This is a genomic window from Thioclava sediminum (assembly GCF_002020355.1).
GTDB lineage: Bacteria > Pseudomonadota > Alphaproteobacteria > Rhodobacterales > Rhodobacteraceae > Thioclava > Thioclava sediminum.
Window position 1 is genome coordinate 1,005,944 of sequence record NZ_MPZV01000002.1, and the last position, 24,742, is coordinate 1,030,685.

Sequence of the window (24,742 nt, forward strand, 5' to 3'; positions counted from 1 at the left end):
GACTTGAGGACATGAAATGAAGGATATGCACAGCGAACCCATGCTCGAGGTCAGCAATGTCGTCCACAAGTACGGCAGGGTCACCGCGCTGTCCGATGTGTCGCTGTCAGCGGCGAAGGGCGAATTCCTGACGATCCTCGGCTCCAGCGGCTCGGGCAAGACGACGATGCTGCGCGTGATCTCCGGGCTGGAAACTCCCTATTCGGTCAACCGTCTGCGCATCGGGGGCGAAGATGTCGTGGGGCTGCCCGCGGCCAAGCGCAACTGCACCACGGTGTTCCAGAACTACGCGCTGTTCCCGCATATGAACGTGATCGAGAACGTGGCCTACGGCCTGCGCATCCGCGGCCGTACGGCCCAGGACTCGACCGCCGAGGCGAAGCGTGCGCTCGAGATGGTGCAACTCGGGGCCAAGGCCGACCGCTCCATCGGGCAACTCTCCGGCGGGGAACGCCAACGTGTGGCACTTGCGCGCGCGGTCGTCACCCGCCCTGCGATCCTGCTCCTCGACGAGCCGCTCGGCGCGCTGGACGAGCGGCTGCGCCAGGACATGCAGCTGGAACTTATGGAGCTTCAGCGCAAACTTGGCATGACCTTCATCTACATCACCCACTCTCAGGAAGAAGCGCTGACCATGAGCGACCGCGTCGTTCTGATGAAGCACGGCCGGATCGAGCAAAGCGGCGCGCCGCTCGACCTGTTCGACCGTCCGGTCACGCGGTTCGCTGCGGATTTCATGGGCTACGAGAACATTCTCGACGGCAAGCTTCTGCGCAAGGACGGCGAGATCGGCGAGGTGGAACTGGTCGGCGGCGCAGTCGTGCGCGGCACTCTCGCCACCTCTGACATTCAGCCGGGCGGCGCCATCAACCTTGCCATCCGGGCCGAACGGATCGGACCGGTCGCAGCCGACGAGGACGGGCTCGATGCCACCCTGTCCAACCGCGTCTATCGCGGGAAATACACCGACATGATGGTCGAGACGAAAGCGGGCACGCTGCGTCTTCGGTCCTGGCACGGTGCGCCCAACGAGAAGGGCGCCATCTCGCGGGTCGGCTGGAAGCTCTCGGACGCCGTGATTTTCCCCGAACACAAGGGCTGATCGCGTCGATCGGTCCACCTTCGGGAAAACTGGCTTACGCAGCCGCTCGAGACGGCGCGAAGCCCCAACAGGAGAAGGAAAAATGAAGGACAAGTTCTCTACGTTCGATCAGATCGAACTGACCCGGCGCAACATGCTTCGCGGCATGGGCGCGGTTGCTGGCACGGCAGCCCTCGCGGCTACCGGTCTCGCACCCCGTGGGGCGATGGCACAGGATATGCCCGTCGTGCGGGCTTACGGCGTTCCGACCGCCGCGCTCAAGGATTGGTCGCCGCTCGAAGCCAGCCTTGGCATCAAGTGCGAACTCAACGGCACCTCGAACGATGTCGGCGTTTTCATGCGCGACATCATGGCGTCGAACCTCGGTGACAGCACCGACATCTACATCTTCGAGAGCGGCACCGAAGACATTCTCGGCCCGCGCGGCATGTATGCCAAGATCGAGACGGACCACCCCGAACTCACCCTGTGGGAGCGCACGTCGGATGCTTGGAAACGCTCGCCTGTCGTCACCGACGAAGAGGGCAACCAGTGGGGCGTTCCGGTCATCGGCAACGCCGACAGCTTCGGCTATGTGCCCGAGGCCATAGGCGTCGATCCCGCGAGCGAGGAAGAGCTCTCGTGGTCGCTGATGTTCGAAGACGAAGCCACTCGTGGCCGCGTCGCCTACGGGCAGGGCTGGAGCTACTCGATGCCCTCCGCCGCGCTCTACCTGAAGGAAACCGGCAAGGCCGACATTAAGAATGTCTCGGACATGACCGCCGAAGAAGCGGCGGTGGTCGCGGACTTCCTCATCGAGCGCAAGAAAGCGGGTCAGTTCCGCACGCTCTACGGTGCCTTCGAGGAGCAGATCCAGCTTCTGACCAACAAGGAAGTCGACGTGATCAACTGCTGGGAACCGGCAGTGCGTGAAGCCAACAACGTGCTGGGCGAGAACGCGACGCGTTACGCCTACACCGTCGAGGGCTACTTCAAATGGGGCCACGGCGCCTATGTCGCCGCCCCCGCGATGGAACGCGACAATGTCGACAACATCTACAAGATGCTGAACTACTTCCTCGGCGGCGAATACCGTGCGCTTCAGGCCCGCGATCGCGGCTATGCCGGCCCGAACATGGACCTCGGCGTGGCCTATGCCGAAGAGAACGGCTGGAGCGACGCGGAAATCGAAGCCCTGCGCGCCACCGAAGCCAAGGTGAACCGCAAGTTCGAGAAGCCCTTCACCTCGACCACGACGCCGCAGAACGCGTCCGACATCGAGGAGCAGTGGCAGCGGTTCCTCAACGCCTGATCCCTTCGCGTCCTCCGCGCCTGCGGGGGACGCTACCCGGCCTCGCCAAGGGCCGAACACCACAGGAAGATAGATGACCATGAACGCCGAATTGGATGCGCCCATGACGCAGACCAGACCGAAGGACAAAGGCCGCAAGCCCGCCATGAGAATCCCCGTCGCAACCGTGGCGCTATGGGTGATCTGCGCGGCCTGGACCGTGCTGGTGATCGTTCCGCTCCTCATCCTGTTCGTCTACAGCTTCTTTTCGACCGAGTATTTCCAGACGATCTACGAGCCGAGCCTCGAGACGTGGAAGGGCCTCTTCGCCTCGGGGCGCTGGGAGGTCACGCTACGCACGCTGCGCATCGCGCTGACCGTGACGCTGATCGAGCTCGCCATCGGCTTCCCCTTCGCGCTCTGGCTTGCCAAGGGAGCGCGCAGCCAGATGGCCCGTGCCGTGTTCCTCGCGCTGCTGACCATTCCGTTCTTCCTCGACCTGTCGTCGCGCACGATCGTCTGGCGCGCGATCCTCGGTCAGAACGGCCTGATCAACACCGTCCTCATGTCGACCGGGATCACCGATGCGCCGCTCGACTGGCTGCTCTACTCGGAATTCTCGGTGCATTTCGGGATGATCCCGGCCCTGTTCCCCCCGATGGTCCTGCCGATCTACATGGCCATCATCCTCATCGACGACACCCTGATCGAAGCCTCCAACGACCTCGGGGCGACCCCGGCACAGACCTTGTGGAAGGTGATCGTGCCCCTTTCCCTGCCCGGCGTGATGGCGGGCTTCGTCTTCACGCTCGGACCGGCCCTGGCCGCATGGGTCGAGCCGGGAATGCTGGGCGGCGGCTTCGTGAACCTGCTGTCGAGCTCGATCGAGAGCGCCTACACCGCCCTGCGCTATCCCGTCGTCGCCGCCCTCTCTGCATTCGTGATCGGCCTCCTGCTGCTGATCCTCGCGGTGATGGCTCTCATCCTGCGCCACCTCGGCGGCGCGAGACTCGCGCTGCGCCGATGACCACGGGCAAAAGGAAAGACCAATGACCGACATGACCGCCACGACAGGCCCCGTTTCGCTCGAAACCAGCTACAACCCGAATTGGAAGCGGCTCGGCAAATGGATGGGCATCGCGATGCTCGCGCTGATCTACTTTCCGCTGCTTTGGCTCGTCTTGCTGTCGATCTCGAGCGACCCGCTCTCCGGCATCCCCGGCGCCTTCTCGCTACGCCACTATCAGGCACTGTTCGCGAGCAGCGACTGGCACATGCCCTTCGTCGCCAGCATCGTGATTGGCCTGATCGTCGGATTGGTTAGCGCAGTCACCGCCACAGTGATCGGGCGCGAAGTACCGCGCATGGCCAGCCCCGGCCCGATGCTCCTCGTCTTCGTTCTGCCGCTCTTCGTGCCCGGCATGTCGATGGGCGCGGCCCTCTTCATCTTCAGCCAGTCCGTGCTCGGTCTCGATCTGGGCTTCTGGTCGATCGCCGTGGGGCATTACGTATGGGCCCTGCCCTTCGCACTCCTGATCGTGCTCGTCGTGACCCTGCGCTTCGACCATACCCTGATCGAGGCGGGACGCGACCTCGGAGCGAGCGACTGGCGCGTCTTCAAGGATATCGAATTTCCGATCCTCATGCCGGGCATCGTCAGTGCGGGCCTCTTCGGCTTCCTGATGTCCTTCAACGAGGTCATGCGGACGATCTTCCTGCGCGGCACATCAGAGACCATGCCCGTATGGAACTGGGTGCAGGCGGCAGCCCAGCAAAGCCAGGTGCCGATCATCTTCGCCCTGTCCTCCCTCGTGCTGCTGGTGACACTTCCGCTTCTCAGCGCGATGTTCTGGCTGCTGTTCGTGCGGCTGAACCGGACCTGAGCTTCCAGTCGCCCGCGATTATCTCCCAACTGAGGCGGCGCTGGACGCGGTTCGCAAGTATTGCATCCGCTCTCCCTGACACACCTGTTTCGCGCGCCGGGAGTCTCTTAGGGTGCTGTGCGCCAAGATTGAGTGTTGGCCACCATTCCCTTTCGGCCTCTGGAAGACCTCAGCGACCTGCTAAGCGGAGGGGTGCAGACTGCCCATCTGAGAGCCATGTCTGCGGCGCAGTATCGCCCAAACCCGGTGATTAAAGGCACGCGGATCACTTGCAGATCTGTGCTTGTCAGGCTTGGCGACGGCGATACCTTGGATGATCTCTGTGAAGAGCATCCCTCGATTCCAAGAGAAGCATTCGAGGGCGCTGCTACCTATGCCCGCACCCACCCCGTGGGGAATCCTCCGAAGGCAGACCTTGACGACGATGAGCCAGAAGTGTGCCCGACAGAGTTACAGGCAAATCTGCTCCTTGTCCGTAATGGCAAATTCGCGAACCGGATTTGGCCTCTTTCACTAACCAACGCACCGTAAGCCAGCGTTTCATGACTGAGAACACAAGTGAAGGCACCTACAATGCTTCGGAGGGAAGGCAGCAGGAGCCTCCTTCAGAAACGTAGCCCAAGCAGTAGGTAGCTGCGACAGGGCGAAATGGCCGGTTTGAGGCCGACAGTATCTCCAGTGAGCGGTGCCTCCGCGGCAATGCTGACCAAGATCTTGATTTCGGGCGTTCTCGGAGTTGGCGCGGAAAATGATCTCGGAATCGGAGCCGCCGAGTTTCCCAGTTTTAAAAAGTTGCTAAGAATATGGGCTGGTTTTTCTTTCCATCAAAACAGGAAAAGCTAAGGTCGACTCGGAAAGAATTCGCTTCGTAAGATACCGACTTAAAACGCAAAGTTACGCGAAATTTGCGCAAACCTATGCGCAAAAGACCCGCAAAGCTTTGCTTGAAGCTCGCCAGAAACTACTAACGAATTCAGCGTACAGCCCGCAACATTGCGCGCAATCCTACAGGGCCCGCGGCCAAGCAGAAGTCGAACCGCGCGAAAATACCCTGTTTCCGGAAAGATCTTTGCAATTTTGTCCGGTTGTCGGCCCTCCTTCACGGAGTTGGATATCGCACAGCTATGTGGGAGGAAGTAGGCGTGACAAAAAAGCATTGGCCTACGGATATTTCATGACACGCATTCTTCTTCTCGTTGCGACTTTTTCCGGCCTGCTGGCGGGACCGGCAGCGGCCGAAAAGCAAATCTACAAGGTCACGCTGGGCCACCGATCCCTGGGCATGCTGCAATTCGAAGGGCAAGGCAGTAATGCGAAACTGCTGCTCTCGCTCGACAACACGCCGTTCGGCTTGGACGACGGAACCTTCGAGGCGGTGACGCAGGCCAAAGGTCATGAGGTCGATTACCTCGGGACGAGCCGGGGCAGCGAAACGCGCGATATCGCGATTGTCCGCGAGGCGGACACCGTGACGGCCGTTAAGATTACACCGCGCTCTGAGATGACCGAGATGACGGACGCCGGAAAAGTCCCCGCCGGTGTGATCTCCCCGACGGAATTCTTCGCAAAGCTGGCAAACGGTGAAACCTGTCCTTCGCCGATGGCCATGTATGATGGTCGTCGCGTGGTGCAGATGGCGACGACGGCGATGAAGCAAAACGACGACACCGTGATCTGCGACCTATCCTATCGCGTTGTCTTGGGCCCCGGATATGTCTGGCCGTTTTACTTCAAGTCGTTCGATGTGCATGCCGCCTATGACGCACGCAAGCTTGCTACATTCAGCATGAGTGGCGGCGGGTTCACGGTGAGGCTGACCCGGCAGTAGCCGCACGTCCCAGCACGTTCAGGGTGCGGCCACCTGGATCCTCAGTGAGCGGTCCGGCGATGCGGGAGCGACGCCTGACACGGGACTGCGCTCATCGCGCACCGAGGGAACCGCGCTCGCGTGCGAGACCGAGCATCGCAAACACTGCCAGTCCGCTGAACAAGGTGCTCATCACCACTGCCTCGTGCCAGCCCGCGAAGAAGCGCTCGCCATCGCGTCCGGCAATCAGGATCGAGATCAAGGCGATCCCGAGGGCGGAGCCGAGGTAGCGCGCGGTATTGTTGGCGGCCGACCCCATCGCGGCGCGCTCGGGCGGCACGGATTGCACCGCCTCATGCCCCAGCGCGGCGTTCAGGATACCGTTCGAAACCCCGGCAATCAGCAGCCCCGGCACGAGGATCGCCCAACTCGCCGCAGGCGTCGCAAGCAGCATCAGGGCCTGCCCGACCCCGCAGCCGACGATCCCGCCGATCACGCGCTGGCGCGAGGTCCAGCGCGCGGGCAAGCGATGCGCGTTGAGCGCGGAGATCGCGGTCAACGCCGACCATGCGAGGAGAACGAAAGCGGCCGTAAGTGGCGTCTGCCCCATACCGCGCACCAGCACGGTTGGCACCAGAGACATCAGCGCAAGCACGCCCGCGCCCGAGGCGAAAGCCGCGAGAGTCGCGCCGGTGAAGGGCGCATGGGCAAAGAGATCGAGCCGCAGGATCGGGTTCGGAGCCCGGCGTTCGGTGCGCAAAAAGAGAGCCAGAAAGGCCAGCGCGCCCAATGCGAGCAAGCCCACCACGCCGAAAGCTCCCAACCGCAACTCGGTGAGCGCCGAGAGCAGGCAGCCGAGGCCGAGCATCAGAAGCAGACCGCCCGTGAGGTCGACCCGATGCGGGCTGCGCGGGCTCTCGGGCAGGCGGGCCGAGGCGCTCAGCGCAAGGATGGTCGCGGCAAGCGCGATCGCCCAATGCCCTGCGGGCCATCCGCCAATCGGCAGCAGCGCCGCGGCGAGGATCGGCCCGAGCGCCACGCCCGCGCCAAGGCCGGCGGCCCAGATCGCGGCGGCACGGCGGCGTGGCTCGCCCTCGTAGATCTGGCCCAGAAGCCCGAGGCCGCAGGCCATGATCCCGGCGCTGCCGAGGCCCTGCACGACACGCGCGACGATCAGGAACAGACCGGTCGGCGCGAGTGCAGCGGCAACGGAAGCGAGCGCGGTGAGCCACAGCCCGCCCACGAAGGTCCGCCGCCGCCCCAGCGTATCGCCGAAGGCCCCGGCGATCAGAAGCCCGCAGGCCGCCCCCAATGGCATCCCCGACATGATCCAAGCCTGCTGCGCAGGGCCAAGCCCGAGCGCGGCGGTCATCGCCTCGAGCGTGGTCAGCGGCAGGGTGAAAACAACGAGGGACAGGAGTGTCGCAAGGGCCACGATGGCGAGCGGGGCTTTGGGGGTAACGGGCATTTCAGTTTTCCTTGGTCACGCGATGCCGAAGCCAGACGAGACCGCTCTCCAGCGTCTCGGTCTGACCCAGTTCCAGCGACTTGGTCGGGCCGGTGATCAGCCCCACCTGAGTGGTCGGGTTTGATAGTTAGGGCATGACTGGCCCTGGTCCATCGGGACAAGGGATTCCGGGGCCGGTGGACGTTAGCCCAAAGCACTATGTGGTCTTTGGTGCCGTCGTGCCACTGGCGCGACGGTCCACTTCAGTGGGGGGAACGGAACAGTATGCGGATCGGAAGAGCGACCAGCACACCGCTTTGCATATCGACGGGTCTCAGAGTGTGAAGGCGGCGCGGAACGCCTCGAGTGCCGCCTCCTCATCGCCCTGCGCGAAGGCCTCCATGGCGACCGGGCCGCGATAGCCCATCTGCTGCAACGCTTTCGCCACACCGGCATAGTTGATCTCACCCGTGCCCGGCTCGAAGCGCCCCGGATTGTCGGCCACCTGAACCTCGCCGATCCAGGGCAGGCTCGCCTTGCACCAGCGGATCAGATCCCCTTCGCCGATCTGCGTATGATAGAGGTCGAGATTGATCCGCAGCTGCGGGCGATCGACGGTCGAGACCAGCGCCAGCACATCCACGGTAGAGCCGAAGGGGCAGCCCGGATGATCGATCGGGTTGAGGTTCTCGAGCGTGAAGACCACCCCCTCCGCCTCGGCCAGATCGCAAATCCGGTTCAGTGTATCGCAGGCCCGCTGGAAGCTGCCCGGCGCGAAGCTGCCATGCTGCGGGATCGGGATACCGCCGTCGCCAAGACCCGTGCCATGCAGGTTGAGCCGGTCCACGCCGAGCCGCTTGCCAACCGCCACAGTTTCGCGAACCGAGCGCAACAGCATTTCCGCTCCCTCCGGGTCGCTCAGCCGTCCCTGCAGATAGCCATTCATGATCGTGTAATCCGCGCCCGCCGCCTCGAGCTTGTCGAGGTCGTGATCCGGCCAATTCCACAACCCCACGCCGAAGCCCATCTCGGTCAGCCGCGCTGCGCGCCATTCGATCGGCCGGTCGCGCCAGAGCATCTCTGCGCAGGCCGCCAGTTGAAACGGTTGTTCCATTGTCTTCTCCACCCGGGCGCCCTCAGGCATCCCGATCCATGATCCACTGCACCGCCGGATCAGCCTGGAACCTCCAGTTACGACGCGGCCCGGCCATCACGTTGAGGTAATACATCTCGAACCCGTAGGGTGCCCCGCAGGGGTGATGCCCGCGCGGGACCAGCACCACGTCGCCATCACTCACCGCCATTGTCTCGTCCAGAGTGCCGTCCTCGGTATAGACCCGCTGGATGCCGAAGCCCTGCGCCGGGTTCAGCCGGTGGTAATAGGTCTCCTCGAGATAGGTGATGCGCGGGAAGTCATCCTCGTCATGGCGGTGGCTGGGATAGCTCGACCAATGGCCCGCAGGCGTGAAGACTTCCGTGACCAGCAGACTGTCGCAGTAGTCCTCCCCCTCCATCGCGATATTGTTGATGTAGCGTGTATTGGTGCCAGTGCCGCGCTCGGTCAGGCTGATCCCGTCGGGTCCAATCTTGCGCGCTTCATGCCCGCTCTTGCCCGGCGCGAGGCAGACCGCGATGGTGCAGTCGGTCTCGGCCACGGCCTCCCAATCCTGATCGTTCGGCACGTAGAGGCAATGCGGTGGCGTCTTCTCGAAGACATCCATCCGCTCGCCCAAGACACCCCAGTCCTGCCCAGCCGCCTTGATCGTGGCCTTGCCCTCGACCATCACGAGGATCGCCTCGTTCGGACCGGTGGCCTCCGCCGCACTCTCGCCCGCCCGCAGCCGGTAGAGCGAGAAGCCGACATAGCGCCAACCCGCCGATTGCGGGGTAATCTCGTGCACCTTGCCGTGGGTCCCAAAGGGTTTTCGCAACAGATCCGCCATGTCTCTCTCCTTCCAACTGCTCAAAATATCCCGGGGGGCTCCCATAGGGAGCGGGGGCAGAGCCCCCTCCCGGTCTCAACCCGCGATCAACCCCACCTCGGCAGCCGCGCCTTTCAACGTCTTCAGCCCCAGCGACTGATACTCGAACGGATTGCGCAGATCGGGATCCTGCTCGGCCTCGATCACGATCCAGCCGTCATAGCCCGCCTCCTTCAGGATCCGCAGGAGCGGTGCGAACTCCACCCCGCCCTCGGGATCACCCGGCACCGTGAAGACGCCGCCGCGCACCCCGTCCATGAAACTCATGCCCAGATCGCGCACCTGCCGCATCACCGCGGGGCGAACGTTCTTGGCGTGGAAATGGCGCACGCGGTCGACGTATTTGCGCAGCATCGGCGCGGGATCGACCCCGTCGCCGCCGAAATAGCAATGCCCCGCGTCGAAAAGCAACTTCGTCGCAGGCCCCGTCGCCGCTATGAACGCGTCGATCTCGGCAGGCGTCTCGACGACAGTGCCCATGTGGTGGTGATAGACCAGATCAATGCCCTGCTCGGCCGTGAACGCCGCCAGTTCCTCGATCTTCGCCCCGAACGCCACCATCTCGGCCGCGCTCAGCACCGGCTTCTCGCTCAGCGGCACATCTAGCCCCTGCACCGAATTCGAGGTCTCACAGGCAATACAGACCTTGCAGCCATTATGCTTTAGCTTGTCGAGATGCGGCTGGATCGCCGCCTTCTCCGCCTCCACCGATTGCGTCAGAAGGTTCAACGAATACCAGCCCGAGACGAAATCCAGCCCATAGCGGCCCAACAATTGCTTGAGCGCTTCCGCGTCGTCCTGCGGCCAGCGATGGCCATTCTCGATCCCCTCGAAACCGATCTCGGCGGCCTCGCGGAGGATCTGCTCGGTCGGGATATGCGCGCCCAGGGAATGGTCGTCATCATTGGCCCAGGCGATCGGGTTCGTGCCGAAACGGATCATCTCTTTCCTCCTCAATTCACCAGCCGCGCGTTTGCGATCTGGGTCAGGTATTCTTCGAAGCGATCGCGCTGCTTCTGGCGGTCCGAGACCTCGGGCACCGCCACGTCCCAGAAGAAGCCATGTTCGCCCGCCGTGGTCTCGAGACCCGTGCCCGGGAAGTCCTTGGCCACGGTGTCGATCACGATGACCGTCGGGATGTCACGCTCGCGCGCAGCTTTCACTTCCGCCTCGAGCTGGTCGGTATCCTTGGCCTTCACCGCATGCGCGCCCATCGCCGCCGCGTGCGCGACGTAGTCGATCTCCGGCTGCACCTCGACATTGCAATCGACATACATGTTGTTGAAAGGCTCGCCGCCGCAGCCCATCGTCTGCAACCGGTTGATGCAGCCATAGCCGCGGTTGTCGGTCAGGATCACCGTGAAGGGCACCCGCCGCATCACCGCCGTCGCGAGCTCCGAATTCGCCATCATGTAAGAGCCGTCGCCCACGAAGCAGAGCACGTCACGCTCGGGCCGCGCGAGCTTGAGACCCATCGCGCCCGCCACCTCGTAGCCCATGCAGGAGTAACCGTATTCCATGTGATAGCCCCCCTGAGAGGGCTTCCACAGCAGCTTCAGCGCACCGGGCATCGTGCCTGCCGCGCACATCGCGACCGCATCTTCGCCGGTCGCGCGCTGCACCGCGCCGATCACCTGACCGTCGGTCGGCAGCGCCGCCTGATCCTCGGGGCGCGCGCAATAGGCGTCGACCGCGCGCAGCCAGTCCTCGCGGGCCTCCGCATCGGGCGCCGCGGCCTGATAATCGCCAAGTGCGGCGCTGAGCTGCTCGAGCGCGACCTTGGCATCGGCCACGAGGCTTTCCGCCCCGTGCTTGGCCGCGTCATAGCCGTGGATATTGATCGAGACGAGCTTCGCCCCGGCCCCGAACAGCGTCCGCGAGCCGGTGGTGAAGTCCTGGAACCGCGTGCCCACCCCGATCACCAGATCGGCGTTTTGCGAGGCGGTATTGGCCGCCGCCGAACCGTCCACGCCGGACGCGCCAAAACTCATCGGATGGCTCTGCGCGAGGCTCGACTTGCCTGCCTGCGTCTCCGCCACCGGAATCTGATGCTTCGACGCGAACTCGGCCAGCGTGTCCTCGGCTTGGCTATAGACCACACCGCCGCCTGCGATGATCACCGGGTTCTTCGCCGCTTTGACCATCTCCGCGACCCGCGCCAGTTCCCCCGCATCGGGAGCGGGACGGCGAATGCGCCAGACGCGCGGCTCGAAGAACTCGACCGGGTAATCGTAAGCCTCGGCCTGCGTGTCTTGACAGAAGGCCAGCACGGCGGGACCGCAATTGGCCGGATCGGTCATCACCCGCAGCGCCCGCGGCAGCGCGGACAGGATATGCTCGGGCCGCGAGATACGGTCGTAATAGCGCGAGACCGGGCGGAAGCAGTCATTGGCGCTGACGGTGCCATCGTCGAAATCCTCGACCTGTTGCAGCACTGGATCGGGACGGCGCGTCGCGAACACGTCGCCCGCCACGATCAGCACCGGCAGCCGGTTCACATGCGCGAGCGCGGCGGCCGTCACGAGGTTCGTCGAGCCCGGCCCGATCGAACTCGACACCGCATGCGCCCGCGTGCGTTTCTTGCCCTTGGCATAGGCGATCGCCGCATGGCCCATCGTCTGCTCGTTCTGCCCGCGCCAGGTCGGGAAGACGTCCTTGTAGGCATGCAGCGCCTCGCCGATCCCGGCCACGTTGCCATGCCCGAAGATCGCCCACATCCCTTCGATGAACCGCTCGCCATCCTCGGTCATCTGCACCGAGAGCCACTTCACCATCGCCTGCGCGGCGGTCAGCCGGATCGTCTCGCTCATCTCTCTCTTCCTCTCTAGGGCCACTTCCTCTTGACCCAAATATCCCGGGGGGCTCCCGTCAGGGAGCGGGGGCAGAGCCCCCTCCCCGTTTCGGTCTGCGCGCCTGCGCGCGCGGGGGCAGAGCCCCCTCCCCGCTTACATCTCAAGCCGCCTTGGCTGCCTTCGCCCGCGCTCCGTCCCAGATCCCGCACAGCCGCGTGTAGCGCCGCGCCATCTCGGCCACGGCCTCGGCATCGGCCAACTCATCGGCCATCCAGCCCCGCGCCACGTCGCCGAAGATCGTCCGGCCCACGGCGAAGCCCTTGACCAGATCGAACCCGGCCGCGACCTCGAAGCTGGCGGCCAGTTCCGCCTCCGGCGCATCCAAGCCCAGCACCACGATCCCGCGGGTGTGCTTGTCGAATTCCTCGATGGCGGCCACGGCCTTGGCCCATCCGGCCGCGTCCGCCATCGGTTCCAGCTTCCACCAATCAGGGTAGACGCCGATCTCGTAGAATTGCCGGATCAGGGTCGCGGTGGTGTCGGCATCGACCGGCCCCACCTTGGACGGAATGACCTCAAGCAGGAATTCCAGCCCGTTCCTGCGCGCCGCGGTAAAGAGGCGCTTCACCGTCGCCTCCTGATTGGCCCGCGTCTCGGCATCGTCGTCGGGGTGGCAGAAGCACAGGACCTTCACCACCTCCTCGCGCGCCCATTGGGTCAGACCGCCGCAATCGGGCCCCAGTTCCGGCTCCAGGTCCAGCGGGCGCGAGCCCGGCCATTCGCAGGGTCGCCCGATCCAGAGGCCCGAACCGGAGGCCGCATGCAGCGCCGCACGTCCGATGCGGTCATCGCAGAGGATACCATAGCCCGGACGCCCGTCCTGCACCTTGGTCGCCGCCGAAAGGCACAGCTCCTTGAACGCCCCGCCCTTCTCGCGCGTGTAACCCGGCATCTCCTCCAGCTGCATCCGGTGATCGAAGGCGAAGACCCGATAATCGGGCCAGTCGGGCAGCGAGCGCGTGTGCCGGTTGGTCGACCAGTGGATCTGCTCCAGCTCCGCATCGTTGCGCAGATCGGGTTGCTTCACGCCGCGCTTGAGGAAGAACTCCAGCTCGGTCAGCGAGGGATAAGCCGGCGTGCAGCCATGGCGCGAGACCGCAAACGCCCCGCAGGCATTGGCGTATTCGAGCGCCTTCGGCCAGCTCTCGCCATCGAGCCAGCCCTTCATCAGCCCCGAGAAGAACCCGTCCCCCGCGCCCAGCACGTTGAACACTTCGATCGGGAAGCCCGGGCCGGTCTGGCCGTCATCGAGGCTGTCGGGAATGTCGCCCTCGAAGGCCACCGCGCCGGCGGCTCCGCGTTTGCACACCAGCGTGGCATCGGAGACCTTGCGCACCGCACGCAGTGCTTCGATCGTGTCTGTCGAGCCGCCCGCGATGTGAAACTCCTCTTCCGTGCCCACGATCAGGTCGAAATGGTGCAGCGTGGCCATCAGGCTCGACGTCACTTCGGCGCTCTCGACGAAGCGGCTCTCGCCCTCGCCATGACCCGCGACGCCCCAAAGGTTCGGGCGGTAGTCGATGTCGAGCGCGGTCTTCGCCCCATGCTTGCGGGCCAGTTCCAGCGCCTTCAGCACCGCCGCCCGCGTGCGCGGATGCGACAGATGCGTTCCGGTCGCGAGCACGCTCCGCGTCCGCGCGATCAGCGCTTCGTCGATATCCTCCTCGCTCAGCGCCATGTCCGCGCAGTTCTCACGGTAGAAGATCAGCGGGAACTGTTCCTCATCGCGAATGCCGAGGATCACCAGCGCGGTCAGCCGCTCCGGATCGGTCGCAACCCCGGTCACATCCACCCCCTCGCGTACAAGCTGCTCGCGAATGAAGCGGCCCATATGCTCGTCGCCCACCCGCGTGATCAGCCCCGACTTCAGCCCCAGCCGCGCCGTCCCGCAGGCGATGTTCGTCGGAGACCCGCCGATATACTTCTCGAACGAGCCCATATCCTCCAGACGCCCGCCAATCTGCGCCCCATACAAATCCACGCCTGCCCGCCCAATCGTGATCACGTCGAGGTTTTTCATGCCATATCTCCGATCCGGATCGGAGCGCCGTTCGAGCGCGCCATCGCGTGGATCACCGTCTCGATCTCCAGACCGGCAGCGAAATCGGGGCCGGCATTCGGCCCGCCCGCGATGGCTGCGCACAGGTCGCGCGCCTCGATCACTTTCTGTTCGTTGAAGCCGAAATTATGCCCCGGCGCGGGGCAGAAGGCGGCGAAATCGGGCTGATCGGGGCCGGTCAGGTGACGGGTGAACCCCGCCTCTCCGGCGCGATGCAGCCACAGCTCGTTCATGTTCTCCTGATCGAAGACCAAGGTGCCGTCCGAGCCATGGATTTCCCATTGCAGGCGACATTTGCGCCCGCGCGCGACCCGCGAGGTGGCGAAGGAGCCCTGCGCGCCGCTCGCGAACCGGATCAGGGCCAACGCGCTGTCCTCGTTCTCGACCGGCTTGGGGCCATCGGGGGAGCTGCGCTCGGGGATCGCGATCTGGGTCATCGCGGTCAGTTCCTCCACCGGCCCCATCAGCGCCACCATTTGCGACACGAGGTGGCAGCCCAGATCGCCCAAAGCGCCCAGACCGCCAGCCTCGCGCGTCATCCGCCACGACCACGGGAGGCGCGGGTCGGCGGAATAGTCTTCGTCATAGACGCCCCGGAACGCGCGGGGCGTGCCGATCGCGCCCTCCGAGATCAGCTTGCGCGCCATCTGGAAAGCGGGCGACCGAAGGTAGTTGTAACCGAGGATCGTGACCTGCCCGGGATGCTCCGCTGCGAGCCCGGCCATCGCCCGCGCATCCTCGAGCGTCAGCGCCATCGGCTTTTCCAGCCAGACATGCTTGCCCGCACGCAGGGCGGTCTCGGCCATCGGGCGGTGCAATCCGTTGGGCGCAGTGATCGAGACCACATCGACCGCCGGATCGGCGCAAGTCGCCTGCCAATCGTCGCTGCCACGCGCGAAGCCGAACTGCTCGGCGAAGGCGCGGGCCTTGTCGGAGGGCGTGTCGCAGAGGATCTCCAGCAGCGGATGCGCTCCGCCGAAGACGGTCGCGAGGTTGCGCCACGCCATCGCGTGGCATTTGCCCATGAAGCCGGTCCCGATCAGGGCCACGCCAAGCGGAGTTTCGGGCATCGGAAGCGCCATGTCACCCTCAGTTCCTGTCGTCATTGCAGTCCGTGGCAGGGGCAGGTCGCGCCCCTGCCCGCTTGTCAGATCGTGCCGCCGAGCGAGCCCTCGAGCTGCGCCATCTCCTGGCCACCGGCCATCAGGTCCTGCAACTCGTTCGGCGTGATCTCGCCCCGGGTTGCGGTGCCCAGCGTCTTGCCGCGATTGAGCACGGTGAAGCGGTCGCCCACCGCCATCGCATGGCGCACGTTGTGGCTGATGAACACGACACCCACGCCCTGCTTGCGCACCTTGTCGATCGTGGCGAGCACGTTCGAAGTCTGGCGCACGCCGAGTGCGGAGGTCGGCTCGTCGAGGATCAGAACTTTCGCGCCGAAATAGACCGCGCGCGCGATGGCGACGGTCTGACGTTCGCCACCCGAAAGCGTGCCCACCGCCTGATCGGGACCGCGCAGGTTGATGCCCATATTGCGCATCTCCTCGACGCACACCTCGTTGGCCCGCGCCACGTCGAAGCGCTTGAACGGACCCGCCCCTTTCGTGGGCTCGCGCCCCATAAAGAAATTGCGCGTCACGCTCATCAGGGGGATCATCGCGAGATCCTGAAACACCGTGGCGATCCCGGCCTCCATCGCATCGCGCGGGCTCGAGAAGTTCATCGGCTTGTCCTCGAACAGGATCTCGCCCTCGGTCGGCTTGTGCACGCCCGACATCGTCTTGATGAAGGTCGATTTGCCCGCGCCGTTATCGCCGAGAAGGCAGTGACACTCGCCGGGGCGGATATCGAAGCTGACACCGGCTAGCGCGATCACGTTGCCGAAGTGCTTCTTGATGCCGCGCATCTCGAGGATGGGCTTGGCGTCATCGGCGACGGCGCCGTGGTGGAATGCGGTCTCAATTTCCATATCAGCGTTCCCCCGTCACGCGCTTGCGGATCACGTTGTTGAAGATCACGGCGAGCAGCAGCATCCCGCCCAGGAAGACCTGGAACCAGTCCTGATCGATCGAGGTGTAGGTCAGGCCGATCACGACCATGCCGAAGATGATCGAACCGAAGAAGGCACCGATCGCCGAGCCGTAACCGCCGGTCAGCAGCGAGCCCCCGATCACCGCTGCGATGATCGCCTCGAATTCCTTCTGGAAGCCGCGACGCGCATCGGTGGAGCCCGCGTCGATCACGGTCATGATGGCGACGAGCGCGGCGCAACAGGCGGTCACGATGAAGAGCGTCGTCTTCACCCGGTTGACCGGCACGCCCGAATTGGAGGCCGCGTTCTTGTCGCCGCCGGCAGCGAAGATCCAGTTGCCGGCAGGGGTGCGCAGCAGGATCCAGGTGGCAAACAGCGCGATACCGATGAACCACAGGATCTCGACCGGCACGCCCGGCACTTTCGGCGCGCCCGACTTGAACGTGTCGATCCAGCCCCATTCGGCGAGCTTCGCGAAGAGACCCGTGAACGCATCGCCCGAGAAGAACGGTGCCAGCCAGTCATCGCCCACCGCATCTCGCACGCCGCGCAGCTGGGTCGAGCCGCCGGTCAGATATTTCAGCCCGACGAGCGACAGGCCGCGCAGAATGAACAGGAAAGCCAGCGTCACGATGAAGGAGGGCAGCCCCGTGCGGATCACCAGCTGTCCGTTCACCACGCCCATCATGCCGGCGAAGATCAGCGTGCCGGGAATGGCAACGATCAGCGGCAGTCCCAGATTGACCACGAGCGCGCCGAAGATCATCCCCGCGAAGGCCACCATCGAGCCGATCGAAAGGTCGAACTCTCCCCCGATCATCAGAAGCGACGCGCCGATGGCGAGAATTCCGAGCTGGGCCGCGGGCGTCAGGAAGTTCATGATCCCCGAAAGGGTGAACATCGACGCATTGGCGGTGAAGAGAAAGAAGATCGTCACGAGAATGAGCCCGGCGATCGCGCCCAGTTCGGGCCGCTTCATCAAGCGCGCGAGAAGAGTCTCCTCGCGGACGCGCTCGTCGGTAACCGTGGAGTCGGCAGGCATTATACCCTCCCTGAGAATGCTGGTTCGTGGCGCTTTCGGTTCCGCGACCGCCCGCGGTGGCGCCGGTGGGATGCGCGCGCGCATCAAGGGGCTCGCGCGCATCCCCGTATCAACTCATCCGATATGGATCAGCGAATGCCCTTGGCCGACAGATCGACCACCTGAGCCGCCTTATCCTTGGTGATCAGGTTCGGACCCGAAGCCACGTTCGACGCCGGGATCAGGCCGTATTTCGCGTTGAGAGCGAGGAACGACACCGGCAGGTAGCCCTGCAGATACTGCTGCTGGTCGATCGCGAAGGCCGCGTCACCATTCTCGACATCCTTCAGGAAACCCGGGGACAGATCGAAGCTCGCGACGTTGATCTTGCCGCCACCTTCACCCAGCGCCTTGACCGCCTTGACCGAGGGTTCACCCGCCGTCGCCGCACCCAGCGCCAACACGGTGTCGATCGACGTATCGGATTGCAGGGCTGCGCGCACCTTGGCCTCGATATCCGCCGGATCATTGGTGGTCGGCAGCACTTTCACCTGACCGCCAAAGCCCTTGGCGAAACCGGCGCAACGCTGGTCGAGCGAGACATTCCCGACTTCCTGGTTGACGCAGAGCCCGTTCTTGCCACCCATTTCCTTGAGCTTCTCACCCGCGCGCTCACCCGCGGTGAATTCGTCCTGACCGACATGCAGCAGCGCACCCAGCGATTTCGACACATCCGATCCGGCATTCATCGTGATCACCGGGATGCCTGCGGCAACGGCCCGCTTGATCGACGGGCCAAGCGCGTCCGCATCGGGAACCGAGACGACCAAGCCGTCGGGCTCCTGGTTCACGGCGGCGTCGATCAGCTGGCTCATCGCGACCATGTCGAAGGTCTCGGGCGAGCGGTATTCGACATTCACGCCAGTATCCTTCGCCGCCTGTTCGACGCCGTTCTTCACGACCGACCAGAACGGGTCGTTGGCCTGTCCGTGCGAGACCACGACGATATCCGTCGCGAATGCCGGTGCAGCGAAAGCCACGGCGGTGGCCGCAACTGCAGCACGCAGAAACTGTTTCATGTGATCCTCCCAGATTCACTTTCTGTTTGTCACCGCACCGCGCTCCTCCATGTCGCGTCCGATGCGGCCCGGCCGATCCCTTCGGCCTTTGAACCACAGGCGCCTCCTCGCGCCTGCGATTTCCGTCCGTTCCGAGGCAGAGCCTCAGAACGTCGCCAGATCGACGGCCTCCCCCGTCTTGGCGGATTTCGTTGCGGCCTCGGCCATCGCGAGTGCGGCCACGCCGTCCTCGAGCGTCACCGGCATCGGGCGACCTTCCGCCAGAGCAGTGACGAACACGTCCCATTCCGCGGCATAGGCGGGCATGTAACGTTCGAGGAAGAAATAGGTGGGCTTGGCCGAAGCGACGCCGGCCACGGTCGATTTCGAGACCGTGTTCTCCAGCATGTTGGCCGCGGTCAGCAGCCCCTCCGAGCCCAGCAATTCGACGCGCTGATCGTAGCCGTAGACAGCCCGGCGCGAATTCTTGATCACGGCAATGCGCCCGTCTGCATAGGTCAGCGTGACGACGGCCGTATCCACGTCGCCCGCCTCCCCGATCGCCGGATCGACGATGGACGAACCGACGGCGCGAACGCTGACCGGCGCGCTATCCATGATGAAATTCGCCATGTCGAAATCATGGATCATCATATCGCGGAACAGCCCGCCCGAGACCTTGATGTAGGAAACCGGCGGCGGCGCAGGATCGAAGGACGTGACCGAGAGCAGCTCGGCTTTGCCGATCTCTCCGGCGTGGGCGGCAGAGCGCAGCGCGCCGAAATTCGGGTCGAACCGACGGTTGAAGCCGATCATCACAGGCTGAGCGGTTTTCGAAACCGCCGCGAGGCAGGCTTTCGCCCGTTCAAGCGAAAGATCGACCGGCTTTTCGCACAGCACGGCCTTGCCTGCTGCCGTCGCCTTCTCGATCAGATCCGAATGGGTGTCTGTCGAGGTGGCGATCAGCACCGCGTCGATGTCGGGATTGGCGATGATCTCCTCTGAACTTGCCGCTTTCGCGTTGTATTTCGCGGCGAGCGCCTGCGCCGCCTCCGCGTTCACATCCGAGACCGCGACGAGCGTGCTGCCCGGATGTCCGGCAATATTTACCGCATGCACCTGACCGATACGGCCGGCGCCCAGCAACCCGACTTTCAACATGCATTCCTCCCAGAACCGATCCGATTCGACCGATGACTGGCGCTAACATCATCCGTTTTGCACGCGCGTGCAAGAATTTTTTGCACGCGCGTGCAAACGGGACTCCGCTGCCGCTCTTTTCTGTGTGTATGCTGGCAAGAAAGCTGATAGGTCAGCTTTTGAGGAGATCCCGATGAGCGACGTGCGCAGACCGAATTTCGAAAACAACATCACCGCCGATGATGTCGCCGAAGCTGCCGGTGTCTCGCGCTGGACGGTCAACCGGGCCTTCAAGAAAGACGCGTCGATTTCGCCCAAGACCCGGACCAAGGTGATGGAAGCGGCGAGCAAGCTCGGCTACGTGCCCGACCTGCGCGCAGCCGCATTGGCCTCGGATCGGTCGAACCTCGTCGCGCTGCTGGTCGATGACTTCGCCAACCCGCATAAACTGGTGATGATGGAGCGGCTGACGCGCATCCTGCGCAAGCATGGCTGGGATACGCTTCTGGTGAACACGCTCGACCGCGACGATGCGGGCCATGCGATCCTCAACGCCAGCCAGCGCCGCGTCGATGCCGCGATCCTGATCGGGATTCAGTTCGACGATGAGGTTCTCGAGACCGCTCTGCACGCCCGACGCTTCCACAAACTGATTATCTTCGCGCGCACCTCGCGCCATCCCGACACGATCTCGATCGCGGTGGACGACGCTGCCGCGATGCAGGAGATCGCCGCCTATGTTGCGGAACAGGGCTATCGCCGCCCACTCTTCCTCGCGGGTCCGCGCACCTATTCCGCGCATCTGCTGCGCAAAGAAACCTTTCTGGGCTGTTGGGAGCGGCGTTTCGGGACCGTCCCCGAATTCGCCGAAGTGCCCGCCTATGACCCGATCCTCGCCGAACAGGTCGTGACCCGGATTCTCACCGATCGCCCGCGCGACGAAATGCCCGACATCCTCGTCTGCGAGAACGACGCGCTCGCCATCGGCGCGATCGACGTGATCCGGCACAAGCTCGGCCTGCGCATTCCCGAGGATATCGCGGTCACGGGCTTCGACGACGTGCCGCAATGCCAGAGCCCGAATTACGCATTGACCACCTATCGCCAGCCCCTGACGGAGATGGCCGAATATCTGGTCGAAGTGCTCGAAAGCAGCGAAGACCGCGACTTCGACCGCGCGTTCAAGGGCAAGCTCGTCCCCCGCGCAAGCGCCTGACACCGGAGGGCAAGCGCATCGGTCGACGGGGATAGAGGGCTGATCATTCGCCGTGTGACGCACGCATGCCAGCTCAGCGTCCGATCAATGCCGGTTCCTGTACGAGAGAGACACCGAAGCGCGCGCGGACCGTCTCTCGGGCGTGATCGGTAAGCGTGATGACGTCCTCGACCGTCGCACCGCCGAGGTTCACGAGGATCAGCGCGTGCGCTTCAGAGAATCCGGCACCGCCCCTGCGGATCCCCTTCAGGCCGCAGAGATCGAGTAGCCTTGCCGCCGAGAGCTTCACGCCGCCCGGCACCGGATGCCCCGGGACGTCCGCCAAGCGTCGCGCGGTCGCGACCGAAACGATCGGGTTGTGAAAGAAAGACCCGACATTGCCGATGTCCCTCCAGTCCGGGATCTTCGCCGCGCGTTGAGCCAGAACGGCTTTCATGATCCTGTCCGGGCTGAGTGAGCCGGACAGGTCAGCCAGACCGGCATAGCCGAGATTCGGCTTCCAATCCGTAGGCAGCCGAAGCGTGACCCCGGTGACAAGCTCAACGCCCGGCCTCTCCTTGAAACGGCTGTGCCGATAAGCGAAGCCGCAGTCGCGCGCCGAAAGGCGTCGGGCGGTCCATGTCTTCGTGTCGATAATATCGACGCTCTCGACGAAGTCTTTCAGCTCCACTCCATAGGCGCCGATGTTCTGGACTGGCGCCGCGCCGACAGTGCCCGGTATCCCGGCAAGGTTCTCGAGGCCGCCGATACCCTGCTCCACCGTCCAGCGCACCAGGGCATCCCAGTTCTCACCCGCCTTTGCCGTGACGCGCACACCATCGGAAGCACGCGTCACGCTGCGACCAAGCAATCCGTTGATCCCGACCACGCCGTCGATCTCTTCGGCCAGGACGCAGTTGCTCCCGCCGCCCAGAAGGTGAAACGGCAGGCCGAGACGCCCGGCATATTGCGCGGCGGCGATGATCTCGGCTTCTGTGTGCAGCACCCCGCCGAACCGGGCCTGCGACCGCAAGCCCAGCGTGTTGCGGCGGCCCAAGTCGAACGCTGCCTTCAGCGGTGTCGGCGACTGCGTGACGGGGGGCGTCCACGCACCGGGCCTGCCAGCGCGCGCAACGTCGGTCCGCCGCTCCGCGCTCATGTCACGGCGTCGCGGATGACATAGGTGCAGCGGCGACCGCCCTCGACGATATGTTCAACCCGCTCGACCGAGACATCCTCGCCCAAAACAGCCTTGAACACCGCCTGTTCGGCCCGACAAAAGCCCTGACAGAAAGTCGCCGCGGCGCAGATCGGACAATGGTTCTCGACAAGGAGAAGGGTACCGTCCGCATCACGCTCGGCAGATGCCATGTAGCCTTCGGCGTTGCGCAGCTCGGCCAGCTTCTCGACCCGTGCAGCCAGATCGCCACAGCCCGTCATTTCCGCCTCGTAGAGCGCCTGCGTCGTCGCCTCTCGGGCCTCGATGATGCGCTCGAGCGCCTCCTCCCCCAGAACACCGGAAATGCTGCGCAGAATTTCCACGGTCAGCGCAGCATGCGTGTCCGGAAACCGAGCCTGCCCCTTTTCGCTCAGATGCCAAAAAACCGCAGGTCGCCCGCGCCCGGAGGCGCGACGTTCATCTGCGACCAGTCCCTCTTCGGCGAGTTTCAGCAGTTGCTGCCGCGCGGCCTCTCCGGTGGTGCCGAGGCGGGCCCCGACCTGCGCCGAGGTCAGCGCCCCGTGCATCTTCAACGCCATCAGGATGCGCTCGGAGGCGGAGCGCGGCGACCAGCCTGTATCTTCCATCGCGTATTTTTCCAAGATATCGCTTGACATATTCGACTCAATCTTTTTCAAAGCACTTACTTGATTAATTAACCCGCCGCACGCTGCGGCGCAACCACCCCCCGCAGGAGACCTGACATGGCTTTCGAACTTCCCGCACTGAACTTTTCCCATTCCGCGCTGGCCGACCGCGGCATGAGCCAGGAAACGCTCGAACTTCATCACGACAAGCACCATCAGGCCTATGTGACGGCGCTCAACGGCTTCGTCGAGAAGACCGCCGACCTTCAAGGCAAGACTCTGGAGGAGATCGTGGTCGCCACTTACGGCGATCCCGCACGCGAAGGCATCTTCAACCAAGCGGGACAGCACTGGAACCACATTCATTTCTGGAACGCCCTTTCGCCGCAGGGTGGTGGCATCCCTCGCGCACTCGAGTCGCGACTGATCGCCGATTTCGGCTCTGTCGACGACTTCAAAGCGGCGTTCAAGGCCGCAGCAACCGGGCAGTTCGGTTCGGGCTGGGCCTGGTTGATCCAGAAGCCCGACGGCAGCCTCGGCGTGACCAAGACGCCGAACGGGGTGAACCCGCTCGCCATCGGCGAGGGTACGGCACTGCTGGGCCTCGATGTCTGGGAACACAGCTACTACGTTGACTTCCGCAACCGTCGGCCGGACTACGTGACGAACTTCCTCGACAATCTCGCAAATTACGAGTTCGCGGCGTCGAACCTCGCCTGATGCACCGAGTGCCGTGCGCACCACCTGCGCACGGCCTCTTCCAAGCTCATGAGCCCCTCCCCATGACATACGTCGTCACCGAAAACTGCATCGCCTGCAAATACATGGATTGCGTCGAGGTCTGCCCGGTCGATTGCTTCTATGAGGGCGAAAATGCTCTCGTGATCCACCCCGATGAATGCATCGACTGCGGCGTCTGCGAACCCGAGTGCCCCGCCGACGCGATCCGCCCCGACACCGATCCTGACGGCGAAGGCTGGGTCGACTTCAACCGTAAATATGCAGAGGTCTGGCCTGTCATCGTCGCGATGGGCACCCCGCCCGCGAATGCCGACGAGATGGATGGCGTGCCGAACAAGCTGCAAACGCATTTCTCGCCCGAGCCGGGGCAAAAAGGATAGTCATGAGCACTGAACTCTCACAGGCTTCCTATGCCATGATCGACGCCGGGCTGGACACGCAAGCTGCGTTCCGCGATGCGATGTCTGCGTTGGCCGCAACCGTTTGCGTTGTGAGCGCCGCGCGGGACAGCGACCGCGTAGGGCGCACCGTCACCGCAGCGCTCTCGCTGGCGGTCGATCCGCCGTCGCTGCTGGTCTCCATCGACTCCAGCGCCCGCCTGGCATCGCTGATCCGCGCGCAGGGCGGGTTTTCCTTCGCGATGCTGCAAGCGGACCAGCAGGCGGTGGCCGAGGCTTTTGCCGGCAAGGTCGCGCCGGAGAAGCGGTTCGAGCACGGCGCATGGGACACCTGGCCCTCCGGCCACCCGCGCCTGCACGGTGCCGTGGCCACGATGGACTGCGCCCTCGTCGGAGAGATCGAGACGACCGATCACGTGCTGTTCGTCGGGCGTCCACGGAAGATCGACCTCTCCGCAAACGCCAAGCCACTGGTCTGGCACGGCCGTCAGTTCAATACCGTCACCCCGCTGTGACGGCTGCGACAGCCACGAGATCCGGGCGGATTACGCCCGTTGGGGCTATCGTGCCTCGTTCCGCTACATCACCGACGTGCCGGAATGGTTCGCGGCGCACAAGCCTTCCAATACGCTCGCAGGTTCAAGATCTACCTAGCAACGCAACCGGTCGACATCCGAACAGGGATCGATGGGCTTGTTAACTTCGTTTCGGGGAATTTTGATCTCGACCCTTTCTCAGGGGTCTTCTTCGTGTTCCGCTTGAAGGAACGGGACAAGACCAAGATCAGCTTCGACATTGCCTCCACGGTGTTTTTCGCAACGCAAAAAGCCTCGCGGGGAGCGAGGCTAGGCGTTTGATATGCTTTAGATGATTTGGTTGCGGGAGTAGGATTTGAACCTACGACCTTCAGGTTATGAGCCTGACGAGCTACCGGGCTGCTCCATCCCGC

Annotated in this window: 24 protein-coding genes; 11 read left to right on the forward strand and 13 right to left on the reverse strand. The window is 64.1% G+C overall.

The annotated features are described in order from the left end of the window. The first annotated feature begins 25 nt into the window (after positions 1-25). From BMI91_RS12190 to BMI91_RS12215, 6 genes are all read left to right on the forward strand, one after another. Positions 26-1,102: an ABC transporter ATP-binding protein gene (locus BMI91_RS12190; protein WP_158522148.1), complete on the forward strand. Its 1,077-nt coding sequence runs from the start codon at positions 26-28 to the stop codon at positions 1,100-1,102. A gap of 82 nt (positions 1,103-1,184) precedes the next feature. Beyond that, a complete protein-coding gene (locus BMI91_RS12195) occupies positions 1,185-2,393 on the forward strand; it encodes a hypothetical protein (RefSeq protein ID WP_078602648.1) in 1,209 nt (402 codons plus the stop codon). Positions 2,394-2,496: 103 nt separating this feature from the next. After that, a complete protein-coding gene (locus tag BMI91_RS12200; RefSeq protein WP_158522149.1) occupies positions 2,497-3,399 on the forward strand; it encodes an ABC transporter permease in 903 nt (300 codons plus the stop codon). A gap of 22 nt (positions 3,400-3,421) precedes the next feature. Then, positions 3,422-4,255: an ABC transporter permease gene (locus BMI91_RS12205; protein WP_078542418.1), complete on the forward strand. Its 834-nt coding sequence runs from the start codon at positions 3,422-3,424 to the stop codon at positions 4,253-4,255. Between the two features lie 216 nt (positions 4,256-4,471). After that, positions 4,472-4,786 carry a DUF433 domain-containing protein gene (locus BMI91_RS20345; protein ID WP_078605073.1) on the forward strand — a complete coding sequence of 105 codons (315 nt, stop codon included), beginning with the start codon at positions 4,472-4,474 and terminating at the stop codon, positions 4,784-4,786. Positions 4,787-5,429: 643 nt separating this feature from the next. Then, complete coding sequence (locus tag BMI91_RS12215; RefSeq protein WP_146673572.1) at positions 5,430-6,083, forward strand: hypothetical protein; 654 nt, start codon at positions 5,430-5,432, stop codon at positions 6,081-6,083. Between the two features lie 91 nt (positions 6,084-6,174). Here the strand turns inward: BMI91_RS12215 and BMI91_RS12220 are convergent, their stop codons facing one another. The 11 genes from BMI91_RS12220 to iolG all read right to left on the reverse strand — a co-directional run bounded on the left by BMI91_RS12220 (position 6,175) and on the right by iolG (position 19,674). Beyond that, on the reverse strand, positions 6,175-7,530 hold the full coding sequence (locus BMI91_RS12220) for an MFS transporter (protein WP_078605075.1): 1,356 nt from the start codon (positions 7,528-7,530) through the stop codon (positions 6,175-6,177). A 313-nt stretch (positions 7,531-7,843) separates the two neighbouring features. Then, positions 7,844-8,623, reverse strand: a complete 780-nt coding sequence (locus tag BMI91_RS12225; RefSeq protein ID WP_078605076.1) for a TIM barrel protein — start codon at positions 8,621-8,623, stop codon at positions 7,844-7,846. A gap of 22 nt (positions 8,624-8,645) precedes the next feature. After that, the gene (iolB, locus tag BMI91_RS12230) at positions 8,646-9,452 is read right to left on the reverse strand and encodes a 5-deoxy-glucuronate isomerase (RefSeq protein WP_078605077.1); all 807 of its coding nucleotides are present in this window, start codon (positions 9,450-9,452) and stop codon (positions 8,646-8,648) included. 75 nt (positions 9,453-9,527) lie between these two features. Then, positions 9,528-10,433 carry a myo-inosose-2 dehydratase gene (gene iolE / locus BMI91_RS12235; protein ID WP_078605078.1) on the reverse strand — a complete coding sequence of 302 codons (906 nt, stop codon included), beginning with the start codon at positions 10,431-10,433 and terminating at the stop codon, positions 9,528-9,530. Positions 10,434-10,444: 11 nt separating this feature from the next. After that, on the reverse strand, positions 10,445-12,301 hold the full coding sequence (iolD, locus tag BMI91_RS12240; RefSeq protein ID WP_078605079.1) for a 3D-(3,5/4)-trihydroxycyclohexane-1,2-dione acylhydrolase (decyclizing): 1,857 nt from the start codon (positions 12,299-12,301) through the stop codon (positions 10,445-10,447). 142 nt (positions 12,302-12,443) lie between these two features. Next, on the reverse strand, positions 12,444-14,363 hold the full coding sequence (locus BMI91_RS12245; protein ID WP_078605080.1) for a bifunctional 5-dehydro-2-deoxygluconokinase/5-dehydro-2-deoxyphosphogluconate aldolase: 1,920 nt from the start codon (positions 14,361-14,363) through the stop codon (positions 12,444-12,446). Then, positions 14,360-15,508: a Gfo/Idh/MocA family protein gene (locus BMI91_RS12250; RefSeq protein WP_244176619.1), complete on the reverse strand. Its 1,149-nt coding sequence runs from the start codon at positions 15,506-15,508 to the stop codon at positions 14,360-14,362. The genes BMI91_RS12245 and BMI91_RS12250 overlap by 4 nt, the downstream gene beginning before the upstream one ends. Before the next feature lie 41 nt (positions 15,509-15,549). After that, on the reverse strand, positions 15,550-16,371 hold the full coding sequence (locus BMI91_RS12255) for an ATP-binding cassette domain-containing protein (protein ID WP_078523445.1): 822 nt from the start codon (positions 16,369-16,371) through the stop codon (positions 15,550-15,552). Between the two features lies 1 nt (position 16,372). After that, entirely contained in the window at positions 16,373-17,476 is a 1,104-nt protein-coding gene (locus tag BMI91_RS12260) for an ABC transporter permease (protein ID WP_078602687.1), read from the reverse strand. 128 nt (positions 17,477-17,604) lie between these two features. Next, the gene (locus BMI91_RS12265; protein WP_078523447.1) at positions 17,605-18,534 is read right to left on the reverse strand and encodes a sugar ABC transporter substrate-binding protein; all 930 of its coding nucleotides are present in this window, start codon (positions 18,532-18,534) and stop codon (positions 17,605-17,607) included. 144 nt (positions 18,535-18,678) lie between these two features. Further along, positions 18,679-19,674: an inositol 2-dehydrogenase gene (iolG, locus tag BMI91_RS12270; RefSeq protein ID WP_078605082.1), complete on the reverse strand. Its 996-nt coding sequence runs from the start codon at positions 19,672-19,674 to the stop codon at positions 18,679-18,681. 172 nt (positions 19,675-19,846) lie between these two features. Here iolG and BMI91_RS12275 point away from each other — a divergent pair, with 172 nt between their 5' ends. Further along, positions 19,847-20,869, forward strand: a complete 1,023-nt coding sequence (locus tag BMI91_RS12275; RefSeq protein ID WP_078542405.1) for a LacI family DNA-binding transcriptional regulator — start codon at positions 19,847-19,849, stop codon at positions 20,867-20,869. Between the two features lie 73 nt (positions 20,870-20,942). On the opposite strand, the gene murB is transcribed toward BMI91_RS12275, so the two are convergent. Both murB and BMI91_RS12285 read right to left on the reverse strand, forming a co-directional pair. Next, positions 20,943-22,007: a UDP-N-acetylmuramate dehydrogenase gene (gene murB, locus BMI91_RS12280; RefSeq protein WP_078605083.1), complete on the reverse strand. Its 1,065-nt coding sequence runs from the start codon at positions 22,005-22,007 to the stop codon at positions 20,943-20,945. Continuing rightward, positions 22,004-22,684 carry a helix-turn-helix transcriptional regulator gene (locus BMI91_RS12285; protein ID WP_244176620.1) on the reverse strand — a complete coding sequence of 227 codons (681 nt, stop codon included), beginning with the start codon at positions 22,682-22,684 and terminating at the stop codon, positions 22,004-22,006. Before BMI91_RS12285 ends, murB begins: the two co-directional genes overlap by 4 nt. Positions 22,685-22,771: 87 nt before the next feature. On the opposite strand from BMI91_RS12285, the gene BMI91_RS12290 reads away from it, so the two are divergent. The 4 genes from BMI91_RS12290 (at position 22,772) to tnpB (ending at position 24,650) form a co-directional block, all read left to right on the forward strand. Next, a complete protein-coding gene (locus BMI91_RS12290; protein WP_078605084.1) occupies positions 22,772-23,374 on the forward strand; it encodes a superoxide dismutase in 603 nt (200 codons plus the stop codon). A 62-nt stretch (positions 23,375-23,436) separates the two neighbouring features. Continuing rightward, positions 23,437-23,775, forward strand: a complete 339-nt coding sequence (fdxA, locus tag BMI91_RS12295; protein WP_078523452.1) for a ferredoxin FdxA — start codon at positions 23,437-23,439, stop codon at positions 23,773-23,775. A gap of 2 nt (positions 23,776-23,777) precedes the next feature. Continuing rightward, positions 23,778-24,308 (forward strand): flavin reductase family protein, encoded by a 531-nt coding sequence (locus tag BMI91_RS12300; protein ID WP_078605085.1) that lies wholly within the window; start codon positions 23,778-23,780, stop codon positions 24,306-24,308. 84 nt (positions 24,309-24,392) lie between these two features. Further along, positions 24,393-24,650 (forward strand): IS66 family insertion sequence element accessory protein TnpB, encoded by a 258-nt coding sequence (gene tnpB, locus BMI91_RS20350; RefSeq protein WP_078605086.1) that lies wholly within the window; start codon positions 24,393-24,395, stop codon positions 24,648-24,650. The last annotated feature ends 92 nt before the right edge of the window (positions 24,651-24,742 follow it).

What these genes read in the sequence shown, in the direction of transcription:
- BMI91_RS12190 (WP_158522148.1), top strand. Translation starts at nt 26, where the DNA reads ATGCACAGCGAACCCATGCTCGAGGTCAGCAATGTCGTCCACAAGTAC.
- BMI91_RS12195 (WP_078602648.1), top strand. Translation starts at nt 1,185, where the DNA reads ATGAAGGACAAGTTCTCTACGTTCGATCAGATCGAACTGACCCGGCGC.
- BMI91_RS12200 (WP_158522149.1), top strand. Translation starts at nt 2,497, where the DNA reads ATGACGCAGACCAGACCGAAGGACAAAGGCCGCAAGCCCGCCATGAGA.
- BMI91_RS12205 (WP_078542418.1), top strand. Translation starts at nt 3,422, where the DNA reads ATGACCGACATGACCGCCACGACAGGCCCCGTTTCGCTCGAAACCAGC.
- BMI91_RS20345 (WP_078605073.1), top strand. Translation starts at nt 4,472, where the DNA reads ATGTCTGCGGCGCAGTATCGCCCAAACCCGGTGATTAAAGGCACGCGG.
- BMI91_RS12215 (WP_146673572.1), top strand. Translation starts at nt 5,430, where the DNA reads ATGACACGCATTCTTCTTCTCGTTGCGACTTTTTCCGGCCTGCTGGCG.
- BMI91_RS12220 (WP_078605075.1), bottom strand. Translation starts at nt 7,530, where the DNA reads ATGCCCGTTACCCCCAAAGCCCCGCTCGCCATCGTGGCCCTTGCGACA.
- BMI91_RS12225 (WP_078605076.1), bottom strand. Translation starts at nt 8,623, where the DNA reads ATGGAACAACCGTTTCAACTGGCGGCCTGCGCAGAGATGCTCTGGCGC.
- iolB (WP_078605077.1), bottom strand. Translation starts at nt 9,452, where the DNA reads ATGGCGGATCTGTTGCGAAAACCCTTTGGGACCCACGGCAAGGTGCAC.
- iolE (WP_078605078.1), bottom strand. Translation starts at nt 10,433, where the DNA reads ATGATCCGTTTCGGCACGAACCCGATCGCCTGGGCCAATGATGACGAC.
- iolD (WP_078605079.1), bottom strand. Translation starts at nt 12,301, where the DNA reads ATGAGCGAGACGATCCGGCTGACCGCCGCGCAGGCGATGGTGAAGTGG.
- BMI91_RS12245 (WP_078605080.1), bottom strand. Translation starts at nt 14,363, where the DNA reads ATGAAAAACCTCGACGTGATCACGATTGGGCGGGCAGGCGTGGATTTG.
- BMI91_RS12250 (WP_244176619.1), bottom strand. Translation starts at nt 15,508, where the DNA reads ATGACGACAGGAACTGAGGGTGACATGGCGCTTCCGATGCCCGAAACT.
- BMI91_RS12255 (WP_078523445.1), bottom strand. Translation starts at nt 16,371, where the DNA reads ATGGAAATTGAGACCGCATTCCACCACGGCGCCGTCGCCGATGACGCC.
- BMI91_RS12260 (WP_078602687.1), bottom strand. Translation starts at nt 17,476, where the DNA reads ATGCCTGCCGACTCCACGGTTACCGACGAGCGCGTCCGCGAGGAGACT.
- BMI91_RS12265 (WP_078523447.1), bottom strand. Translation starts at nt 18,534, where the DNA reads ATGAAACAGTTTCTGCGTGCTGCAGTTGCGGCCACCGCCGTGGCTTTC.
- iolG (WP_078605082.1), bottom strand. Translation starts at nt 19,674, where the DNA reads ATGTTGAAAGTCGGGTTGCTGGGCGCCGGCCGTATCGGTCAGGTGCAT.
- BMI91_RS12275 (WP_078542405.1), top strand. Translation starts at nt 19,847, where the DNA reads ATGAGCGACGTGCGCAGACCGAATTTCGAAAACAACATCACCGCCGAT.
- murB (WP_078605083.1), bottom strand. Translation starts at nt 22,007, where the DNA reads ATGAGCGCGGAGCGGCGGACCGACGTTGCGCGCGCTGGCAGGCCCGGT.
- BMI91_RS12285 (WP_244176620.1), bottom strand. Translation starts at nt 22,684, where the DNA reads ATGTCAAGCGATATCTTGGAAAAATACGCGATGGAAGATACAGGCTGG.
- BMI91_RS12290 (WP_078605084.1), top strand. Translation starts at nt 22,772, where the DNA reads ATGGCTTTCGAACTTCCCGCACTGAACTTTTCCCATTCCGCGCTGGCC.
- fdxA (WP_078523452.1), top strand. Translation starts at nt 23,437, where the DNA reads ATGACATACGTCGTCACCGAAAACTGCATCGCCTGCAAATACATGGAT.
- BMI91_RS12300 (WP_078605085.1), top strand. Translation starts at nt 23,778, where the DNA reads ATGAGCACTGAACTCTCACAGGCTTCCTATGCCATGATCGACGCCGGG.
- tnpB (WP_078605086.1), top strand. Translation starts at nt 24,393, where the DNA reads ATGGTTCGCGGCGCACAAGCCTTCCAATACGCTCGCAGGTTCAAGATC.